20 protein-coding genes are annotated in these 18047 nt (G+C 65.4%); 9 read left to right on the forward strand and 11 right to left on the reverse strand.

Annotated features, from left to right (window positions below; translation table 11 throughout):
* Positions 1 to 3: 3 nt before the first annotated feature.
* The 5 genes from ACEWPL_RS00785 to ACEWPL_RS00805 form a co-directional block, all read right to left on the reverse strand.
* On the reverse strand, positions 4 to 480 hold the full coding sequence (locus tag ACEWPL_RS00785) for a hemerythrin domain-containing protein (RefSeq protein WP_393935113.1): 477 nt from the start codon (positions 478 to 480) through the stop codon (positions 4 to 6).
* Between the two features lie 59 nt (positions 481 to 539).
* A complete protein-coding gene (locus tag ACEWPL_RS00790; protein WP_393935111.1) occupies positions 540 to 1259 on the reverse strand; it encodes a GNAT family N-acetyltransferase in 720 nt (239 codons plus the stop codon).
* A gap of 62 nt (positions 1260 to 1321) precedes the next feature.
* Positions 1322 to 2506: a DUF1501 domain-containing protein gene (locus ACEWPL_RS00795; protein ID WP_393935109.1), complete on the reverse strand. Its 1185-nt coding sequence runs from the start codon at positions 2504 to 2506 to the stop codon at positions 1322 to 1324.
* Between the two features lie 4 nt (positions 2507 to 2510).
* Positions 2511 to 3893 carry a DUF1800 domain-containing protein gene (locus tag ACEWPL_RS00800; protein WP_393935108.1) on the reverse strand — a complete coding sequence of 461 codons (1383 nt, stop codon included), beginning with the start codon at positions 3891 to 3893 and terminating at the stop codon, positions 2511 to 2513.
* A gap of 96 nt (positions 3894 to 3989) precedes the next feature.
* Positions 3990 to 4706: a response regulator gene (locus tag ACEWPL_RS00805; protein WP_393935106.1), complete on the reverse strand. Its 717-nt coding sequence runs from the start codon at positions 4704 to 4706 to the stop codon at positions 3990 to 3992.
* Between the two features lie 200 nt (positions 4707 to 4906).
* Between ACEWPL_RS00805 and mce the strand changes: the two genes are divergently transcribed.
* Together mce and ACEWPL_RS00815 are read left to right on the forward strand one after the other, a co-directional pair.
* The gene (mce, locus tag ACEWPL_RS00810) at positions 4907 to 5311 is read left to right on the forward strand and encodes a methylmalonyl-CoA epimerase (RefSeq protein WP_393935105.1); all 405 of its coding nucleotides are present in this window, start codon (positions 4907 to 4909) and stop codon (positions 5309 to 5311) included.
* Positions 5311 to 5610, forward strand: coding sequence for a DUF1467 family protein (locus ACEWPL_RS00815; RefSeq protein ID WP_393935104.1), 300 nt, complete (start codon positions 5311 to 5313; stop codon positions 5608 to 5610). The genes mce and ACEWPL_RS00815 overlap by 1 nt, the downstream gene beginning before the upstream one ends.
* Here the strand turns inward: ACEWPL_RS00815 and ACEWPL_RS00820 are convergent.
* From ACEWPL_RS00820 to ACEWPL_RS00830, 3 genes are read right to left on the reverse strand one after another with little or no spacing between them, the layout of a single operon-like run.
* Positions 5561 to 6265, reverse strand: coding sequence for an EI24 domain-containing protein (locus tag ACEWPL_RS00820; protein ID WP_393935103.1), 705 nt, complete (start codon positions 6263 to 6265; stop codon positions 5561 to 5563). The two genes, ACEWPL_RS00815 and ACEWPL_RS00820, sit on opposite strands and share 50 nt — an antisense overlap.
* Positions 6262 to 6834 carry a nitroreductase family protein gene (locus tag ACEWPL_RS00825; RefSeq protein WP_393935102.1) on the reverse strand — a complete coding sequence of 191 codons (573 nt, stop codon included), beginning with the start codon at positions 6832 to 6834 and terminating at the stop codon, positions 6262 to 6264. Before ACEWPL_RS00825 ends, ACEWPL_RS00820 begins: the two co-directional genes overlap by 4 nt.
* A 30-nt stretch (positions 6835 to 6864) precedes the next feature.
* Positions 6865 to 7122, reverse strand: a complete 258-nt coding sequence (locus ACEWPL_RS00830; protein ID WP_393935100.1) for a hypothetical protein — start codon at positions 7120 to 7122, stop codon at positions 6865 to 6867.
* 139 nt (positions 7123 to 7261) lie between these two features.
* On the opposite strand from ACEWPL_RS00830, the gene ACEWPL_RS00835 reads away from it, so the two are divergent.
* Together ACEWPL_RS00835 and ACEWPL_RS00840 are read left to right on the forward strand one after the other, a co-directional pair.
* Positions 7262 to 7972 carry a M48 family metallopeptidase gene (locus ACEWPL_RS00835; protein ID WP_393935098.1) on the forward strand — a complete coding sequence of 237 codons (711 nt, stop codon included), beginning with the start codon at positions 7262 to 7264 and terminating at the stop codon, positions 7970 to 7972.
* 23 nt (positions 7973 to 7995) lie between these two features.
* Positions 7996 to 8352, forward strand: coding sequence for a YigZ family protein (locus tag ACEWPL_RS00840; RefSeq protein ID WP_393935396.1), 357 nt, complete (start codon positions 7996 to 7998; stop codon positions 8350 to 8352).
* Positions 8353 to 8367: 15 nt separating this feature from the next.
* On the opposite strand, the gene trhA is transcribed toward ACEWPL_RS00840, so the two are convergent.
* Complete coding sequence (trhA, locus tag ACEWPL_RS00845; protein ID WP_393935096.1) at positions 8368 to 9009, reverse strand: PAQR family membrane homeostasis protein TrhA; 642 nt, start codon at positions 9007 to 9009, stop codon at positions 8368 to 8370.
* A 97-nt stretch (positions 9010 to 9106) separates the two neighbouring features.
* Positions 9107 to 10492: a 30S ribosomal protein S12 methylthiotransferase RimO gene (gene rimO, locus ACEWPL_RS00850; protein WP_393935094.1), complete on the reverse strand. Its 1386-nt coding sequence runs from the start codon at positions 10490 to 10492 to the stop codon at positions 9107 to 9109.
* A gap of 120 nt (positions 10493 to 10612) precedes the next feature.
* On the opposite strand from rimO, the gene ACEWPL_RS00855 reads away from it, so the two are divergent.
* On the forward strand, positions 10613 to 12595 hold the full coding sequence (locus ACEWPL_RS00855; RefSeq protein ID WP_393935092.1) for an AsmA family protein: 1983 nt from the start codon (positions 10613 to 10615) through the stop codon (positions 12593 to 12595).
* Between the two features lie 108 nt (positions 12596 to 12703).
* Here ACEWPL_RS00855 and ACEWPL_RS00860 read toward each other — a convergent pair whose 3' ends face one another.
* Positions 12704 to 13336 (reverse strand): GcrA family cell cycle regulator, encoded by a 633-nt coding sequence (locus ACEWPL_RS00860; RefSeq protein ID WP_393935091.1) that lies wholly within the window; start codon positions 13334 to 13336, stop codon positions 12704 to 12706.
* Positions 13337 to 13510: 174 nt separating this feature from the next.
* Here ACEWPL_RS00860 and ACEWPL_RS00865 point away from each other — a divergent pair, with 174 nt between their 5' ends.
* From ACEWPL_RS00865 to gndA, 4 genes are all read left to right on the forward strand, one after another.
* Entirely contained in the window at positions 13511 to 14314 is an 804-nt protein-coding gene (locus tag ACEWPL_RS00865) for an ABC transporter permease (protein WP_393935090.1), read from the forward strand.
* 64 nt (positions 14315 to 14378) lie between these two features.
* A complete protein-coding gene (locus ACEWPL_RS00870) occupies positions 14379 to 15554 on the forward strand; it encodes an aspartate aminotransferase family protein (protein ID WP_393935088.1) in 1176 nt (391 codons plus the stop codon).
* Between the two features lie 64 nt (positions 15555 to 15618).
* Positions 15619 to 16545 (forward strand): ornithine carbamoyltransferase, encoded by a 927-nt coding sequence (gene argF / locus ACEWPL_RS00875; RefSeq protein WP_393935086.1) that lies wholly within the window; start codon positions 15619 to 15621, stop codon positions 16543 to 16545.
* A 74-nt stretch (positions 16546 to 16619) separates the two neighbouring features.
* Positions 16620 to 18023: an NADP-dependent phosphogluconate dehydrogenase gene (gndA, locus tag ACEWPL_RS00880; protein ID WP_393935084.1), complete on the forward strand. Its 1404-nt coding sequence runs from the start codon at positions 16620 to 16622 to the stop codon at positions 18021 to 18023.
* Positions 18024 to 18047 lie beyond the last annotated feature (24 nt).

Raw genomic sequence — 18047 nt, forward strand, 5'->3', positions numbered from 1 at the left:
GGGTCAGTCCTCCAGACTGTCCTCGCGCTTTTTCGCGATCAGCTTGCGCTCCTCCTCCTTGCGGTTCTGGAAGCGCTCGCCATATCCCTTGATCTCGTCCTCGGCGATGACCTCGCGGGCGCGGGCAAAGACCTCTTCTTCTTCCTCGTCGATGTGATGCTCGTAATCGTGGCGTAGCTTCTTGAACTTCTGCATCCACGCGCCTTCGGACATGTCCATTTCGCGCAGCTCTTCCAGCAGATCGTCGATCTGCTGATGCTCATGCACCGAGTGGCGGGCAGAATCCTGGCCCCATGTCTTGGAAATCAGCTTGGAATAAAACGTCTCTTCCTCGGCGGCGCCGTGGCTTTTGACATCTGAATAGAACTCTTCCCACGCTTCCTTGCGGGCCTCTGACGCGCCGGAGGTGTCGGCGATTTTCTCAAGTAATTCGCGGTGATGATCGTGGTCGGCTTTGATCGCGGAATAGATATCGGTCATGGCTGCACTCCTTCTGCATTTCTTGCAGAAACGCCTCAGACCGGGCCGGGTTCCGGCGCTCAGCCCTTTTGCGCGGGATCGCTTGTCACGCGGACCAGCCGGGTGAGCTCGCTCAGGGGCGAGCGCTGCACGCCTGCGTCATCGAAATTCGACGGATCCAGCCAGAGGCGAAATGCCTCATCCAGCGCTGGCCATTCGGCGTCAATAGCGGCGAACCAGGCGGTGTCGCGGTTGCGGCCCTTGACCACGGTCGCCTGACGGAAAATCCCCTCATAGCTGAGGCCCAGCCGCTGCGCTGCGCGTCGCGACGGCGTGTTCAGCGCGTCGCATTTCCATTCATAGCGCCGATATCCGGCCTCAAACGCCCATTGCATCATCAGATACATCGCCTCAGTCGCGGCGATCGTGCGCTGCAATTGCGGGGCCATTGCGATATAGCCCACCTCGATCGAGCCGGCCTCGGGTTTGATCCGCAGGAAAGACGCGATGCCGCCATAGGCCTCGCGCGCGGTGTCGTAGATGGCAAAGAACACGAAATCCGGCGAGGCCGTGATATCGCGTATCCAGCGGTGGAACTGCGCCGACGAGGCGAACGGACCTACGGGCATGTAATCCCACACCTCGTCATGGCCGTCATAGGCGGCAAAGAGGAGCGCGGCATGCGTCTCGGCATCCAGCGGCTCCAGCCGGACATGACGGCCGGTGAGGGTCATGTTCCCGGGCCTCGGCGGCGCGGTCCATCCTTTGATCTCCCGGCCGCGCGGACGTGTGTCGCTCATGCTCTGCTATGCTCCTCTGACGGGGCGATCATAGGGCGGGCGCCGCCCAAAGGAAGCGGAATCTAGAGGATGAGCAGTGGATCGGCGCCCATGTCGAGCCCCGGAAAGATATCGCGTTCGAGCGCTGCGATGTCGGTACCGTAGAGGCTGCGGATGATCCAGGCCAGATGCGCGCGTAGATCGCGTGTCGGGCGCAGATCCCGCCGTTGATAGAGCGCCGTCTCCGACAGGCCGGGCCAGTCCGCCACAACGCGCCCGCCCTGCAGCGCGCCCCCGGCCATGATCATCGCGCCTGCCGTGCCGTGATCCGTGCCGCCTGATCCGTTCAGCCGCGCGGTGCGCCCGAATTCGGTGATGGCGACGACCGCCGTGCGCTGCCACACGGGGCCGAGGCCGGTCTGCAGCGCCGTGATGGCGCTGGTCAACCGGGTCAGTGCGCGGGCCAGTGTGCGATGTTGGTTGGCGTGGGTGTCAAAGCCAGTGAGCGAGAAGGCTGCGATCCGCGCGTCCTCGCGCAGGCGCGCGGCGGCAAACTCGGCAATGGCGTCGGGGCGCGCGGCGGGGGCCGTGTTAGCGCTCATCATGTCGGCGGTGGTGGCTGCCATCGCGTCGCCACCGCGCGAAAGGTCGATCGCCTCGGCGGCCGCTTCGCGAAAGAGCGGGTCGTCGTGCAGGATCTCCTCCAGCAGCCGCTCGGCCTGCGGGCTGAGGATGAGGGCAGCGTCGGGCGACCAGTTTGCCACCGGTGCATCGCCGCGCATCAGCAACATGTCACCGCGCCCGACGGAATAGGCGGTCCGGGCCAATGCGCCCGGCATCTGCGCCAGAAGGCGGTTGAGCCAGCCATTGCGCAGCCGCCCCAGCGCGTCCATCCCAGTGCCCGCTTCCAGCAGATCCTGCCCGTCGAAATGGCTGCGCGCGTCGCGGTAGGGCGTGGACACCGCATGAGCGAAGGCGAGTGCGCCCTTGTCCCAAAGGGGCCTCAGCGGATCCAGCGCGGGGTGGAGACCGTAGAATCCATCGAGGTGCGTCGCCGCGTGATGGGGCCTCAGCGCCGCGAAATCGGGATCGCCCAAGGGGGGCAGTACGTCCAGTCCGTCCAGCCCGCCGCGCAGGATGATCACGACGAGGCGCGCATCGCCCGGCGCGCTGGCCAGTGTGACTGGCGTGACAAGCGGCGCGGCGGCGAGCGAGCATCCGATCGCGGCGGTGCGGCTGAGGAATTGGCGGCGGGTGAGGCTGGACATTGGATCAGACCCTCTGAAAGGCAGGGGAGGCTAGGACAAGGCCGATCCCCTCGGCGCGGGTTTCGGCGCGGGCTGCGGCATCCTTTACGGCGCTGGGCAGTTTGCTGCCAAGGGCGGCGCGCGCGAATTCTTGCGGGTCCGGCAGGGTGCGGCGCAGCCGGAAAGGCACGCTCATCGCCCAGTTCAGCCGCGCGGCAAGGCGCTGCGGCGTGATCCAGTCGGCATCCGCTTCGGGCCAGCCGTCCGGGCCGGGCGGCGCCCCGTACGGCTGCCCCATGAGTTGCAGGGGGGTGAGGAATAGTCGGTTCATCAGCTTGGCGTCGCCCGTGGGAATATGTGCGGGCACCAGATCCAGCGCGCGCAAGGCCGAGCCGATGAAATCGACCGGCGACTTGACGTTCTGCCGGGGCGCAGCCCACGCCGCGGGATGCTCCAGCATGGCTAGGGTCATGGCGGCAAGATCTCCGCCGGTTTCCAGAAAAGCGGTGGCCATTTCATCGACCATTGCCGCATCCGGTGCGTCGGCAACGAAATGCACCGCCATCTTGCGCGCCAGATGCCGCGCCGTGGCGGGATGGGTGGCCAGCATGTCCAGCGCGGCGTGCAGATGTACCGCCTCGGGAGCGCCGCCGCCAAAACTCTGGCCCAAGAGGACATGTGGCCCCGGCTCGGCCAGATCCGGTCGGTAGGCAAAGCCGTCCCGCAGCTTGAAGCTGAGGCCCGTCAGTAGACGTGCCAGCGCCGCGACATCGCCCTGATCATAAGGCCCGCCCCCGCCGAGCGTGTGCAGCTCCAGCATCTCGCGCGCCAAGTTTTCATTCAGACCTCCGCGTCCCTTTTCCGGCGCCACCGCGCTGTTCGGCCCCACCGAGACAGCCTGGTCGAGATAGGTCAGCATCAGCGGCTCTTGGCTGACGGCGCGCAGCATGTCGCCAAATCGGCCCGCAACATGCGGGCGAATGGCCGTTTCGACATAGGGCAAATGGGCCTGGGGCCAGACAAATCCGACGCCGCGGGCCGTGAAATGATCGGCCCAGAAGGCGGTCAGCCGCTCGCGCAGACCATCCTCGGTGCGGGCGCGCCTCAGCAGCATCTGGCCGGTCCAGCCTGCGGCATCAGCCCGGCTGCGGCGCCTCATCTTGCGGTAGGCGCGTTTCGCCTCCCGATGCGCGTCATCGCCTTTGGCTTTGCGGCGCGCCTTTCGGGCCGCCCGCACCTGGCGCATCCAGTCCATATAGGCGGACGTTTCGGGGATGGGAAAGTCGGCCTTGGCGCGATCAGGGCCGCGCAGGCGGTCCATCATCTCGCTCACCGAAGACGGCGGGGCCAGGCCGGGGCCAAGCCCGCATCCGAACCGGATGTCTGCCGTTTCGGGATCGAATGGCATATCGCGCTCCGCAGGATGGCCGGGCCGACCGGTCCATATCATCCGAATGATAGCGCGGCGCCGCGCGGCTGGCACGCGGCGGATAACGGCTCGGCGCTACATTGCCACTCGCTGGCTCAGGCGTTCCTGCACCAGCCCGGCGACCTGAGCGACCCGCGCGTGAAGCGCCGCGCCGCCGCGCCGCTGTGTGCCCAGTTCAAGCGCGGCCTGAGCCAATTGCCCGTCATCGGCCGACTTCGCAACGCCGCCCAGAAACTGCGCGACATAGTCCAGCACCGGCCCCTCGGAATGCTCGTCCAGAAGGTTCGAGACGTGCAGCATGTCGTCTCGGTAGGCCAGCGGATCGGGATGCACCAACTCGTCGCGCAAAACTCGCGGCCCGCTCGGCTGGCGGTCTCCGGGCAGGGTGGCGAGGATGGTCTGCTGGAAAATGCCCAGATTGCTCAGCGGCTTGGCCAGGAACCCGTCCGCACCTGCGGCCATCGCGACATCCTCACCGCCGTCATTGCCGCTGGTGGCGATGATCGAGGTCACCCGCGGGGCGGCCGCCGCCAGCTCTGTGATGAGGTCGAGACCAGACCCGTCCGGCAGTCCCAGGTCGATGATGACCGCCGAGGGGCGATAAACCTGCAAATGCCGCCGCGCCGAGCGCAGGCAATCGGCCCGCCGGATTCGTGCGCCCGAATGGAGGCACATCAGGCGCAGCGCGTCGCAGGCATAAAGGCTGTCTTCGACCACCAGAACCGTCATGCCCAGCAGGGGGCGTGCCGCGGTGGGGCAGGGAATCGGGGTCAGTGCGGGCAGATCGTCCATCGGTTTCATCCTTTGTTGGCAGCATCCATGACATCAGCGTTAAGCAGACTTGGCTAACGCGGGGTTAACGCGGCTCGCAAAACTGCCGGGCTGTGCGCGAGGGCCGCAGACCTGCGACGCCGCGCCACTTGCCCTTGGTGCGCGCACGCCTCATAAAGCGGACAATCACCGCGCCAGAGCCATGAATTAAAGGAGCAGACATGATCGGACGTCTCAATCACGTGGCCATCGCCGTGCCCGACCTTGATGCTGCCATTGCGCAATATAGCGATGCGCTGGGCGCGAATGTGGGCGCGCCGCAGGACGAGCCGGATCACGGCGTCACGGTCGTTTTCATCGAATTGCCCAATACCAAGATCGAACTTCTCTATCCCTTCGGCGACGCCAGCCCGATTCGCGGCTTTCTGGACAAGAACCCAGCGGGCGGCATTCATCACATCTGCTACGAGGTTGAGGATATCGCCGCCGCGCAGCAGCAACTGACCGCCTCGGGCGCGCGGGTGCTGGGCGATGGCACGCCCAAGATTGGCGCGCATGGCAAGCCGGTCCTGTTCCTGCATCCCAAGGATTTCAACGGCTGCCTCATCGAGCTGGAGGAAGTCTGATGGGCCCCGTCTCCGGTCTGGTTCTCTATGCGGTGATCTGGTTCATGACGTTCTTCGTCGCCATCCCGATCCGCCTGCAAACCCAAGGCGAGGCCGGCAAGACGGTGCCGGGCACGCATCACGGCTCGCCCGAGCGGCATGACCTGAAGAAAAAGGCGTTGATCACCACTGGCGTTGCCTTCGTCATCTGGGCAGCTATTGCCTATGTCATCTTGTCAGGCTTGATCTCAATGGACGATATCGACCTTTTCAATCGGTTCGGACCGGGTCCGGTCGAAGGGCGTGGACTAGGTGGGTAAAGGTCGCCGCCCCGAGGATCGGGATCAGCAGATTGACCAGCGGCACCGATAGCGGAATCGCCATGAGCACGCCTGCTCCCCAGATCCTCAGCCAGTGGCGGCGGCGCAAATCCTGCGCCCCCGCGCGCCCCAGGCGGCGCATTGCGGCCAGCTGAAAATACTCGCGACCCAGCAGATAGCCGTTCAAGCCCCAGAAGATGGCAAAGGCGCCGAAGGGCAGCGCGATATAAAGGATCAGCGCGAGGATATTGGCGCCGATCAGCACCCCAAGAAACCCGGCCGTGTCGCGCAGCGCGTCCATCCAGCCCATCGGCTTCACCGGGGGCAGGGCGGGATAGTGCCGCGCCTCGACCGCTGCAGCCACGTCATCGAGGAAAAGCGACGTGATGGCCGAGGCGACGGGAACCATCAGGAAGATCGACATCACCATCATAGCCAGAAGGCTGCTCCAGCCAAGAAGATCGTCGACCCAGCGCACCTCGCCCACGAGGGGCAGGCTGACGGCGTCGCCGGTGAGCCATGAGATGAGGATGAGGACAAGTGCATAGACTGCAAAGAGCAGCGCCACCGTCAGCGCCACGCCCAGGATCAGCACCCGGCGAAAGCGTGGATCGCCCATCTGCGCCAAGGCCTTGGAAAAACTGGTGAGAATCATTCGGAAATCCATGTGGTGATGGCGCGCATATCGGGCCTTGGCCGCTCGGGCGGGACGCTCGTCTCGGTGCCGATATGGATCAGACCGGCAATCCGCTCATGCGGTGCGAGTCCCAATTGGCCTTCGGCAAAGGCGCGGTCATGGCTGGCCCAGCCGCTGAGCCAGTTGGCCCCCCAGCCCGAGGCGAGGGCGGCATTCAGCAGCGCAAGGCAAACGGCCCCGGCAGAATAGGTCTGCTCGATGGCCGGGATCTTGGGCGAGGGTCGCTGCACCTCGATCACGGCGACCGCCAGATGTGCGTCCGTGAACTGCTTTTGCGCCTTCTCTATGGCCTCCGAGTCAAGCGCGGCTGGCAGCGTTGGAATAGCTTTGGCCAGACGCAAGAGCGCCGCACGCTCAAGCACGACAAAGCGCCACGGCTCGAGCTTGCCATGATCGGGCGTGCGCGCGGCCATTTCCAGCATCGGCATCAGCGCGGCGCAGTCCGGCACCGGCAGGCCCAGCGTCTTGGCCGGGCGCGAGCGGCGGGTTGCCAGAAAATCCAGCACGTCGGGGCGGGGTGTCGGCATGATGTGGCTCCGGCTCTTGGGGATATGCCCCTATGTCGGTCGGCCACCCGGCGGGGTCAAGGGCGGCTGGGTATAGACGCCTTCGGGCAGGTTCAGCGCCGCCGCCAGATCGCGCAGCTGCGTCATCGACAGGGTGATGTCGCGGATCTCGTTCAGGCGCGGGTCGAACTGGCGGATCACGATGCATTCCTCGAAGGCTTCGATCACCACGTCCTCCTGCAGCGGCGCCATGCCCTCATCCACGAGGGTCACGACGGTGGCATCAAATTCATGCTCGATGGAAAACATCTGGCCCGGCTCCTGCAGCGATTTCTGACCTCAGACTGGCGGGATCGGCGGTGCGTTGCAAGCGATGAGCAATGGCACTGGCCCTTGCCCCTGCGCGCCGATAAGCTGGAAAAAAAACGACACTGCCCGGAGGCCCCCTATGCGAAAGTTAACCTTGCTCTGCGTGCTGGCACTGGCCGCGTGCGGCGCGCCGCCACCCGCGACCCGTGCGCCCTCAGGTCAAATCACCGCGCCGGCACAAAAGCCGCCGGCTAGGGCGACATCCGCCAAGCTGTCACAGTTCGAGGCGGTCGTTGCCGCGGTCGAGCCTGTGGCCGAGCGCGAGTGCAATGCGCGCACCCGCAACCTCAACTGCGATTTCCGCATCGTTGTCGACGATCGCCCCGGCCAGCCAGCCAACGCCTTTCAGACGGTGGACAAGCAGGGGCGGCCGATCCTCGCCTTCAACCTCGCGCTGATCGCCGAGGTGCGCAACCGCGACGAACTGGCCTTCGTCATGGGCCATGAAGCCGCGCATCACATCGCCGGACATCTCGACCGACAGCGCAGCAATGCCATGGCGGGTGCGGTCCTTCTGGGCGGTCTTGCGGCAATCACCGGCGCGGGGCAGAGCACGGTTCAGAATGCGACCGATCTGGGGGCAGGCTTGGGCGCGCGCACCTATTCCAAGGATTACGAGCTGGAGGCCGATGCGCTGGGCACCGTCATCACGAAGCGGGCCGGGTATGATCCGGTGCGCGGCGCCGCTTTCTTTACGCAGATTGCCGATCCGGGCGACCGCTTCCTCGGGACGCACCCGCCCAATGCGCAGCGGATCGACACGGTGAGGCGCGTCAACGCCGGGCTGTGAGCCGGGGCGTGTCTTCACGGCGCATGTGGCAACTGACGGGCGTGGTAAGCGACCGGGGATCGAAATACGCGGTATCCGGTGGCCCTGCCGCCTCGCGCGAGGAGGCCGACGCCTTCCTGAAAGACCTCAAGCGCGACAAGAAATTCGCCAAGGCAACCCATAACACCTGGGCTGTTATCCTGCCGGATGGCACGCCACTCAAAGGCGATGACGGCGAGGCCGGCGCGGGCATGGTGATCGTGCGCATGCTCGAGCGGGAAGGACTGACCGGGTACATTCTGGTCGTGACGCGCTGGTATGGCGGGAAGCATCTGGGCGGTGATCGGTTTCGCCATGTGCAAACCTGCGTGGATGAATGGCTGGCAGCCTATGCGCGCTAGGCTGGACGCGCGCCCTTACGGCAGCATCTGCATTCCTGAGGCGATGCCGCCAAAGAAGCAGCCCGACGCGACCAGCACGAATCCATGCCAGATCGCGTTGGAATAGCGCAGCTTTTCCCACGCATAAAAGGCGATACCAGCACTATACAGCAGGCCGCCCGCCAAAATCAGGCCGAGGCTGAACCGCGGCAGAAGCCCGATCAGGGGCACGAACAGGATCAATCCCATCCAGCCAAGCGCGAGATAGGGCCAGAACGCCGTGTGCATGCGCCCGCGCCCTGTCATCAGCTTGAGCGCCGCGCCCACAAGGGCCAGCGCCCAGACGATGCCCAGAATGATATAGCCAAAGCCGGTACCAAGAAGCACCGCAAGCGGCGTAAAGGTGCCGGCGATCTTGACGTAAATGGCTGCATGATCGAGGCGTCGCAAGACCGGACGCGCGATCGTGTCTGCGAGAATGTGATAGGCTCCTGAGGCTCCCAGCATGATGAGAAGTGCCGCGGAATAGATGGCAAGCGCGGTCCACTGGCCCATACCCACCTCTTGCGGCATTCGGCTCAGAAGCCAGACCACCGCCCCGAGCGCGAGCGCGAAACCGATGATGTGCACGGCGCCGTCTGCCAGCCGCTCGTTACGTGTGTAGGAAGGATAAGACATTGTACTCATGCCTTTCACGCTAGGGGATTGAACTTAAGAAATCCTGAAGGCGCTTGAGAGGCGCGCCAGCATCAACGTGATCAAACGCCAAAAGGTTTCAAGCTGGCCCGCGGGCCAGCGCGCCCCAGAGGTCATACTCTCCCGCCTCGTCCACTTCGACGCGCACGATGTCGCCGACACTGAGATCCTCGGTGCCCTCGTCGATGAAAAGATTGCCGTCGATTTCGGGCGCGTCCGCCTTGGTGCGGCAGGTGGCAATCCCGTCCTCGTCGATGTCATCGATGATCACGTCTTGCACAGATCCAACTTTTGTGGCCAGTTTTTTAACCGATATAGCCTGCGCTTTTTCCATAAAGCGATTCCAACGCTCTTGCTTGACCTCATCCGGCACATGATCCGGCAGGTCGTTCGAGCGCGCGCCGGCCACGTTCTCATACTGAAAACAGCCCACTCGATCCAGCTGCGCCTCGTCCAGCCAATCGATCAGCGTCTGGAATTCGGCCTCCGTCTCGCCGGGATAGCCGACGATGAAGGTGCTGCGCAGGGTGATGTCGGGGCAGATATCGCGCCATGCCGCGATCTCGTCCAGCGTCCTGGCGGCAGCGGCGGGCCGCGCCATGCGGCGCAACACATCGGGATGCGCGTGCTGGAAGGGGATATCGAGGTAAGGCAGGACCAGCCCCTCGGCCATCAGCGGAATGAGGTTGCGCACATGCGGATAGGGATAGACATAATGCAGCCGCACCCACGCGCCCAGACTGCCCAGATCACGCGCCAGATCCGTGATATGCGCGCGGTGACCCCGCTCTTCGGCATGCTTGATATCGACGCCGTAGGCCGAGGTATCCTGGCTGATCACCAAAAGCTCTTTCACACCATTCTCGACCAGCTTTTCAGCCTCGCGCAACACCGCATGGGCCGGGCGCGAGACGAGGCGGCCGCGCATGTCGGGGATGATGCAGAACTTGCACTTGTGATTGCAGCCCTCTGAAATCTTTAGATAAGAGTAGTGCCTTGGCGTCAGGCTGACGCCGGAAGCGGGCAGCAGATCTATGTAGGGATCGGGCCGGGGGGGCACGGCGGCATGCACGGCGTCCAGCACCTGCTCGTACTGGTGCGGGCCGGTCACGGCCATGACGCTGGGATGCGCGCCGGTGATGTATTCCGGCTCGGCTCCGAGGCACCCGGTGACGATCACGCGGCCATTTTCGGCCAGCGCCTCGCCAATGGCGGCAAGGCTTTCGGCCTTGGCGCTGTCCAGAAATCCGCAGGTGTTCACGATGACGGCATCCGCCCCGGTATAATCGGGCGAGATGCCATAGCCCTCGGCGCGCAGGCGCGTGAGGATGCGCTCGCTGTCGACCAGCGCCTTGGGACAGCCCAGCGACACCATGCCGATATGCGGCTGCCCCTCGCGCCGGGGGGCGGGGATGAGGCGGGCGCGGGCAAGGTCGGGGCGCAGGTCTGGGGGATTGGTGCTCATGCGCGGCATATAGACGAGGCGGCGGCGCGGCAAAAGGGGCAAACTATTGCCGGTGGGCGGCGTCGCGCCTAAGCTGGCAGGCAAAAGGGCGGCTTGGACGCCATGATAATGAGGCGGCATATGAAATTTCTGGTAAAGGTTCTCGGCTTTGTCCTCATCGCGGCGATCCTCGCTCTCGGCGCGCTTTTCTTTCTGCCGGGCGAGCGGATCGCGCGCATTGCCGCCGAGCGGATCAGCACGATGACGGGCCGCGAGGTCACGATGACGGGCGAGACCTCGGTCAGCTTCTATCCCGTCCTCGGCATCAGCACCGGCAAGACGACCATCGCCACCGCGGGTTGGGCGTCGGGCGGGCCGATGCTGACGGCGGACAGCCTCAAGGTGGGCGTCGATCCCATCGCCCTCATCGGCGGCGAGGTGCGCATCACCGGCCTTGAGGTCGCGCGCCCGCGCATCGTGATTGAGCGGGACAAGAACGGGCGCGGCAACTGGGAGATTGGCATCGACGGCGTCGCGTCGACCGGGCAGGGCGACGGGACCGCCACCCCCGAAGCGCAATCGCGCGCCTTGGCCCTGACCTTGGACCGCGCGCTGATCACCGACGCATCCGTGACCTATATCGATGCGCGCTCCGGCACCCGGCAGGAGATGTCCGGCGTCGATCTGGACCTGCGCTGGCCGAGTTACAGCGGCGAGGCGACATTCGATCTGGTGCTGCGCCCGGCGCAGCAGGATGTGCAAATCGCGGGCCAAATCGATCAGCTCGGTCCGCTGCTCGAAGGCGGGGTCTCGCCGCTCAGGATGACGGTTTCGACCGATGGCGGCACGCTCAGCCTTGATGGCCGGGCCAGCGCGGCGCCGCAACTGGATGCGCGGCTTACCGCGGATATCGGCAGCACGGCGCGCTTCATGACCGCGCTGGGCCTGCCTCCCGCCGATCTGCCCCGGGGGCTGGGCCGCGAGGTGACTGCCCAAGCGCAACTGAACGTGACCGAAGACCTGCGCGTCTCGCTGCGCGACATGACGTTGGGCCTTGGCGGCAACACCCTGACCGGCGCGCTTGACCTTGTGACCAATGGCGCGCGCCCGCGCATCACGGCGCGGCTGAATGCGGGCGCGCTGGATCTCAGTGCGCTCTCCGCCGACGACAGCGGTGGGACCGCCACGGGCACGCCCGCTCCCGGGCCAGCCGTTGATGAGGTCTGGTCCCGCGCGCCCATAGATGCCAGCGCGCTTGGCCTTGCCGATGCGGATATCGCCTTGACGGCCAGCAGCCTCGATTTGGGCCAATTCAACTTCGGAAGCGCGGATATCCAGCTGACCATCGATGCTGCCCGCGCCGTGGCGCGGCTGGATCAGCTCGAGGGGTATGGGGGTAGCGTCACGGGGCAGGTGGTGGCCAACAACCGCTCGGGCCTGTCGGTCGGGGGGGATCTGACCGCGCGCGGCATCGACATGGAGCGGTTGCTGACAGATGCGGCGGACATCACCCGCTTTGCCACCACCGGCACGGCCAGCCTCGATTTTCTCGGCGTCGGCCAATCGGTCCACGAGATCATGAACAGCCTCAGCGGCAATCTCAGCCTTGCGACCGGGCGCGGGGTCATCTCCGGCTTTGATCTTGACCGGCTGATGCGCACCGGTGACGGCAGCGGCGGCACCACGGTCTTTGATGAGATGGGCGCCAGCTTTGCCATCGAGGGCGGCAACATGCGCGGGGATGATCTGAAAATGTCCATGCCGCTGGCAAGCGCAACGGGCAAGGGTCGCATCGGCCTTGGCGCGCGTGACATCGACTATCTTTTCACCCCCGTGCTCCTTCAGGGCGAAAACAGCCGCGGCCTTGCCATCCCGGTCAGCATAACCGGCCCCTGGTCCAATCCGCGCATCCGGCCCGATCTGGAAAAGGCAATCGACCTCAATTTCAAGGAAGAGCGCAAACAGCTTGAGAAAAAGGCCCGCGAGGAGGTCGAAAAGGAGATCGACAAATTCGTCGAGAAAGAACTGGGCGTGACCGTGCAGGAGGGCCAGTCTGTGGAGGATGCACTGAAAGACAACGTCAAGGAGCAGGCGGTCAAGGAACTCTTCAAGCTTTTCGAATAGACGTCCGTTTCATCTTGGCCGAAATACGCGCGCCGCAGGCGTCCCACAGCCCAAGAAAAAGCCCCGCCTGATCGGACGGGGCTTCTTATGATCAGAGGCGCGCGGCCCTCAGCGGCGGCGGTCGCGGCGCGAACTCATCGGCTGGAACGCGACGCCCACATGCGCCTCGCAATAGGGCTTGCCCGCCTGCACCGGCAGGCCGCAGAACCAGAAATCATCGGTCGCCGGGTCGCCGACGGGCCATTTGCAGGTGCGCGATGTCAGCTCCATCAGCGACAGCTTCTTGGCCTTCTTCTCGACTTCGCTGACCTTGGCCAGCGCTTTGGGGTCGATTTCGTTGGTCGAAGGCTGCGGCGGCAGGGGCTGGCCCGCCGGGATGATCGGCTTGATCCGGGTGACGGGGGCGGCGGGCGCCTCCTCCTCTTCCGGCGCGGGGGCAGGTTCGGCCTTCGCAGCCGGCTTGGCCGCCGCGGGCTTGGTGGCTGCCTTGGGCGATGAGGGCTTGGCCGCGGCCTTGGGCGCTGCCTTGGCGGGCTCGGCCGCCCCGGCCTCAGCGGCGCCGACACCGGACGCAGCGGTACTTCCCGCCCCGCCATTGCGGTTCGACAGGCCCAGCCTGTGCACCTTGCCGATCACGGCATTGCGCGTCACACCGCCCAATTCCTTGGCGATCTGGCTGGCCGATTGGCCCTCGCCCCACATTTTCTTCAGCAGCTCGACGCGTTCATCGCTCCAGGACATGATGGCCCGTTCCTTAACCTTGGGACGCACGCCAACTGGCGCGGAGACCCGCAAATTTCCCGAGTTCCCTATTCTAATCACTCGCGAGTGAGTTACAAGACGTCGAATCAGGCCGCGCGGGCCGGAATGCCGCCATGCGGCGCCGCCTGTGGCCGACATGGGAGGAGGCAGATCATGCAGGATTTCACCGATATGGGCACGCGGCGCTTCGGCGCGGTGAACTGGCTGGGCCTTGGCACGCTGTGCTGGCGCGAGATCATGCGCTTCGTCGCCGTCTGGACGCAGACCCTGCTGGCCCCGCTGGCGACGGCGGCGCTGTTCCTGGTGATCTTCACCATCGCCATCGGCCCGACGCGCGGCGATGTCATGGGCGTGCCCTTCACGCATTTCATCGCGCCCGGCATTCTGATGATGACGGTGATCCAGAACGCCTTCGCCAACACCTCCTCCTCCATCGTGATCGGCAAGGTGCAGGGCAATATCGTGGACACCCTCATGCCGCCGCTCAGCCCGGCCGAGTTGGTTCTGGGCTATCTCGTCGGCGCCGTCGGGCGCGGGCTTTGCGTGGCCATCGCCATCGCGCTGGGCCTCATGCTTTTCGAGGGGATCGTGCCGCAGCATCCCTTGATGCTTGTGGGCTACGTCATCCTCGGCTCGGCCTTCATGGGCGCGGTCGGCATCGTTGCAGGCATCTTTGCCAACAAGTTCGACCAGATGGCGGCGATCACCAATTTCATCGTGACGCCCCTCGCGTTCCTTTCTGGCACGTTCTACTCGGTCGAGGCGCTGCCCCCGGTGCTGAACGAGATCACGCATTTCAACCCGATCTTCTACCTTATCGACGGCGTCCGCTTTGCCATGCTGGGCGTCTCGGACAGCAGCCCGGCACTGGGAGCGGTGGTGGCGACGGGCGCAACCTTCGCAGTGGCGGGCGCGGCGCTCTGGATGTTCGCGCGCGGCTACCGGCTCAAGGCCTAGGCCGAGTTGACAGGCGCGGCGTGCTGCGGCACCACTGGGCGCCTGACCCAAAGGAAGCACTGCCATGATCCCCTCCGTTCTGCCGACCTACAATCGCGCGCCCCTCAGCTTCGTGAAGGGCGAGGGCGCCTGGCTGATCGAGGCGGACGGGCGACGCTTTCTCGATCTGGGGGCAGGCATCGCGGTGAATGCGCTGGGCCATGCGCATCCTCGCCTTGTAGAGGCTCTGACGCAGCAGGCACAGACGCTCTGGCACACGTCCAACCTCTACCGCATTCCAGGGCAGGAGGAACTGGCGGACCGCCTGGTCGCCGCCACCTTCGCCGATACCGTCTTTTTCACCAATTCCGGCACCGAGGCTTGCGAGCTGGCGGTCAAGATGGCGCGCCGTCATTTCCACGATGCGGGCCAGCCCGAGCGCACCGAAATCATTGCCTTCCAGGGCTCGTTCCATGGCCGCTCAGCCGCCGGCATCGCGGCCGCCGGATCCGAGAAAATGACCCACGGCTTCGGCCCGCTGCTGCCGGGTTTCACCCATCTGGCCTGGGGCGATCACGACGCGCTCCACGCCGCCATCACCGATAAAACAGCCGCCATCCTGATCGAGCCCGTGCAGGGCGAGGGCGGCATCCGCCCGCTGCCCGATCAATGCCTCAAGGGCCTGCGCGATCTCTGCGACGAGCATGGCATTCTTCTGATCCTCGACGAGGTGCAATGCGGCATGGGCCGCACGGGCCGCCTCTTTGCCCATGAATGGGCGGGGGTCGAGCCTGACATCATGATGGTCGCCAAGGGCATCGGCGGCGGCTTCCCCCTGGGCGCGGTGCTCGCCACCGAGCATGCGGCCAGCGCCATGGTCGCCGGCACGCATGGCTCCACCTACGGGGGCAATCCGCTGGCCTGCGCCGTCGGCAACGCGGTGATGGCCGAAATCGCGACCGAGGAGTTCCTGCAAGGCGTGTGCGCCCGCGCCGGCTTCATGCGCCAAAGGCTCGAGGCGCTGGTGGCGGCTCATCCGGATGTCTTCGAGGCCGTGCGCGGCTCGGGTCTCATGCTGGGCCTCAAATGCAAGGCGCCCAACACGGACGTACTCGGCGCCTGCTACGATCAGCTGCTCTGCACGGTGCCCGCCGCCGACAACGTCCTGCGCCTGCTGCCCCCGCTCAACATCACCGAGGCCGAGATCGCCGAGGCCGTCTCCCGCCTCGACAAGGCCGCGGCAGCCCTTTCTTCTTGCTGAAAATATCCTCCGGGGGTCCGGGGGGGTGGACCCCCCCCGTCACCGCCCGCAATCAGGACAGCCCATGAACCATTTTCTCGACATCCATAAAACTGATCCCGCCGCCCTGCGCAGCATCATCGACAGTGCCGCCGCGATGAAATCGGCCCGGCTCGGGCGCTCGCGCGGCGCACCCGATGACGAACAGCCGCTGGCGGGCCAGATGGTCGCGCTGATCTTCGAAAAGCCCTCCACGCGCACGCGCGTCAGCTTCGATGTGGGCGTGCGCCAGATGGGCGGGCAGACCATGCTGCTCTCGGGCTCGGAAATGCAGTTGGGCCATGGCGAGACGATCGCCGACACTGCTCGCGTACTCAGCCGCTATGTCGATCTCATCATGATCCGCACCTTCGACGAGTCGGTCCTGATCGAGATGGCGGACTATGCCGATGTCCCGGTGATCAACGGCCTCACCGACCGCACCCATCCTTGCCAGATCATGGCCGATATTCTCACCTACGAGGAGCATCGCGGCCCGATCAAGGGCAAGAAGGTGGTCTGGTCCGGCGACGGCAACAACGTCTGCGCCTCCTTCCTGCATGCGGCGGGGCAGTTCGGATTTGATATGACCTTCACGGGACCGGTCCAATTGGAGCCGGAGCAGGAATTCATCGGCCTCGCGCGCAAGGCCGGCGCGCGCGTCACGGTCGAGCGCGATCCGCACAAGGCCGTCGAGGGCGCCGATCTGGTGGTCACCGATACCTGGGTCAGCATGCATGACAGCCAATCGGCCAAGGAGCGGCGCCACAACATGCTGCGCCCCTACCAGGTGAACGAGGCGCTGATGGCGTCGGCCAAGCCCGATGCGCTCTTCATGCATTGCCTGCCCGCCCACCGCGAGGAGGAGGCGACGAGCGCCGTTATGGACGGGGTCAATTCGGTCGTCTTCGACGAGGCCGAAAACCGCCTGCACGCGCAAAAGGCCATTATGCGCTGGTGCCTCGACCTTTAGGGCGCCACCTTGCAAACCCTAGCGCCGGGTGCCTAATCTGCGCCAAGGGGCGTCTGGGGCGTCAGGGGAGCAGCATGAGCAAAGCAGCACGCATCGGCATCTACGGCCTCGGCACGATGGGCAGCGCGCTGGCGCTTAATATGGCCGAGCAGGGCATTGACGTGGCCGTCGCCAATCGCGAGGTCGACTGGCTGCCTGGCTTCATGTCCGAGGCGGGCAAACTGGCGGCCCGCATTCATCCCCACGAGACGCTGGAGAGCTTTGTGGCTGGCCTCGCCGCGCCACGCGTCATCCTCTTCATGATCCCGTCAGGCGCACCGATGGATGCTATGATCGCGACGATTCTACCGCTGCTGATGGCCGGGGACACGATCATCGACGGCGGCAACGCCGATTTCCACGCCACCCGCCGCCGCAGCGCCGATCTCGCCGCGAAGGACATCCATTTCGTAGGCATGGGTGTCTCTGGCGGTGAGGCGGGCGCGCGGCACGGCCCCTCTATGATGGTAGGAGGCACGGAGCACAGCTGGACCCAGTTGGAGCCGATCCTGACCGCCATCGCCGCGCGCTACGAAGGCGATCCTTGCGTCGCGCATCTGGGCCCGGACGGCGCGGGGCATTTAGTCAAGACGGTGCATAATGGCATCGAATACGCGGACATGCAGGTCATCGCCGAGATCTACGGCCTCATGCGCTACGGCCTTGCGCGCAGCCCGGCTGATATCGGCGCCGCATTCGCGCGCTGGAACGAAGGGCCGCTCAGGTCCTACCTGACCGAGATCACTGCCAAGGCGCTGGGCTATGCCGACCCGGTCACCGGCCACCCGGTGATCGACGTGATCAAGGATGCGGCAGGGCAGAAGGGCACCGGGCGCTGGACCGTTATCGAAGCTGTGCGGCTGGGCCAGTCGGCAAGCATGATCGACGCCGCCGTAGCCGCGCGCAGCTGGTCGTCGGAAAAGGACACACGCGTGGCCGCAGAAGCGATCCTTGGCGGGGAGCGCGCCGCGCTCGATCTGGGAGAGGATGTTCTGGCCGATGCGTTCATGGCCGCGCGAATCCTTTGCTATGCGCAAGGATTCCGTATCCTCGAGGCGGCCAGCCGCGAGTATGATTGGGCGCTCGATTTCTCTCGTATCGCCGAGATCTGGCGGGCGGGCTGTATCATCCGCTCGGCCCTGCTGGACGATATCGCGGAGGCATTCCGCACCGATATGCCGGGCGGTCAGCTGATCCTTGCACCCGCCATGGCCGCGAGGCTGTCGCGCGCTGTGCCCGCGCTACGCCGGGTGATGGCGGCCGCGGTGTCGGCAGGCCACGCGGCGCCCGCCCTCGGGGCGGCGATCGGCTGGTTCGACACGATGCGGCAAGGGCGCGGGACCGCCGACATCATTCAGGCCCAGCGGGATTTCTTTGGTCATCATGGGTTTGAGCGTCTGGACCGGCCCGGTGTGCATCATGGGCCATGGTGGGATTAGTTTTCCCGTCTGGATTTGAGTATT

This window comes from Roseovarius roseus (assembly GCF_043355935.2).
GTDB lineage: Bacteria > Pseudomonadota > Alphaproteobacteria > Rhodobacterales > Rhodobacteraceae > Roseovarius > Roseovarius roseus.

Excerpts from the sequence above, each read along its gene's own strand:
- ACEWPL_RS00860 (WP_393935091.1), bottom strand. The coding sequence starts at position 13,336 with ATGTCCTGGAGCGATGAACGCGTCGAGCTGCTGAAGAAAATGTGGGGC.
- ACEWPL_RS00840 (WP_393935396.1), top strand. The coding sequence starts at position 7,996 with ATGTGGCAACTGACGGGCGTGGTAAGCGACCGGGGATCGAAATACGCG.
- ACEWPL_RS00830 (WP_393935100.1), bottom strand. The coding sequence starts at position 7,122 with ATGTTTTCCATCGAGCATGAATTTGATGCCACCGTCGTGACCCTCGTG.
- gndA (WP_393935084.1), top strand. The coding sequence starts at position 16,620 with ATGAGCAAAGCAGCACGCATCGGCATCTACGGCCTCGGCACGATGGGC.
- ACEWPL_RS00790 (WP_393935111.1), bottom strand. The coding sequence starts at position 1,259 with ATGAGCGACACACGTCCGCGCGGCCGGGAGATCAAAGGATGGACCGCG.
- ACEWPL_RS00805 (WP_393935106.1), bottom strand. The coding sequence starts at position 4,706 with ATGGACGATCTGCCCGCACTGACCCCGATTCCCTGCCCCACCGCGGCA.
- ACEWPL_RS00870 (WP_393935088.1), top strand. The coding sequence starts at position 14,379 with ATGATCCCCTCCGTTCTGCCGACCTACAATCGCGCGCCCCTCAGCTTC.
- ACEWPL_RS00785 (WP_393935113.1), bottom strand. The coding sequence starts at position 480 with ATGACCGATATCTATTCCGCGATCAAAGCCGACCACGATCATCACCGC.
- rimO (WP_393935094.1), bottom strand. The coding sequence starts at position 10,492 with ATGAGCACCAATCCCCCAGACCTGCGCCCCGACCTTGCCCGCGCCCGC.
- ACEWPL_RS00825 (WP_393935102.1), bottom strand. The coding sequence starts at position 6,834 with ATGCCGACACCCCGCCCCGACGTGCTGGATTTTCTGGCAACCCGCCGC.
- mce (WP_393935105.1), top strand. The coding sequence starts at position 4,907 with ATGATCGGACGTCTCAATCACGTGGCCATCGCCGTGCCCGACCTTGAT.
- ACEWPL_RS00865 (WP_393935090.1), top strand. The coding sequence starts at position 13,511 with ATGCAGGATTTCACCGATATGGGCACGCGGCGCTTCGGCGCGGTGAAC.
- ACEWPL_RS00855 (WP_393935092.1), top strand. The coding sequence starts at position 10,613 with ATGAAATTTCTGGTAAAGGTTCTCGGCTTTGTCCTCATCGCGGCGATC.
- ACEWPL_RS00815 (WP_393935104.1), top strand. The coding sequence starts at position 5,311 with ATGGGCCCCGTCTCCGGTCTGGTTCTCTATGCGGTGATCTGGTTCATG.
- trhA (WP_393935096.1), bottom strand. The coding sequence starts at position 9,009 with ATGTCTTATCCTTCCTACACACGTAACGAGCGGCTGGCAGACGGCGCC.
- argF (WP_393935086.1), top strand. The coding sequence starts at position 15,619 with ATGAACCATTTTCTCGACATCCATAAAACTGATCCCGCCGCCCTGCGC.
- ACEWPL_RS00795 (WP_393935109.1), bottom strand. The coding sequence starts at position 2,506 with ATGTCCAGCCTCACCCGCCGCCAATTCCTCAGCCGCACCGCCGCGATC.
- ACEWPL_RS00800 (WP_393935108.1), bottom strand. The coding sequence starts at position 3,893 with ATGCCATTCGATCCCGAAACGGCAGACATCCGGTTCGGATGCGGGCTT.
- ACEWPL_RS00820 (WP_393935103.1), bottom strand. The coding sequence starts at position 6,265 with ATGATTCTCACCAGTTTTTCCAAGGCCTTGGCGCAGATGGGCGATCCA.
- ACEWPL_RS00835 (WP_393935098.1), top strand. The coding sequence starts at position 7,262 with ATGCGAAAGTTAACCTTGCTCTGCGTGCTGGCACTGGCCGCGTGCGGC.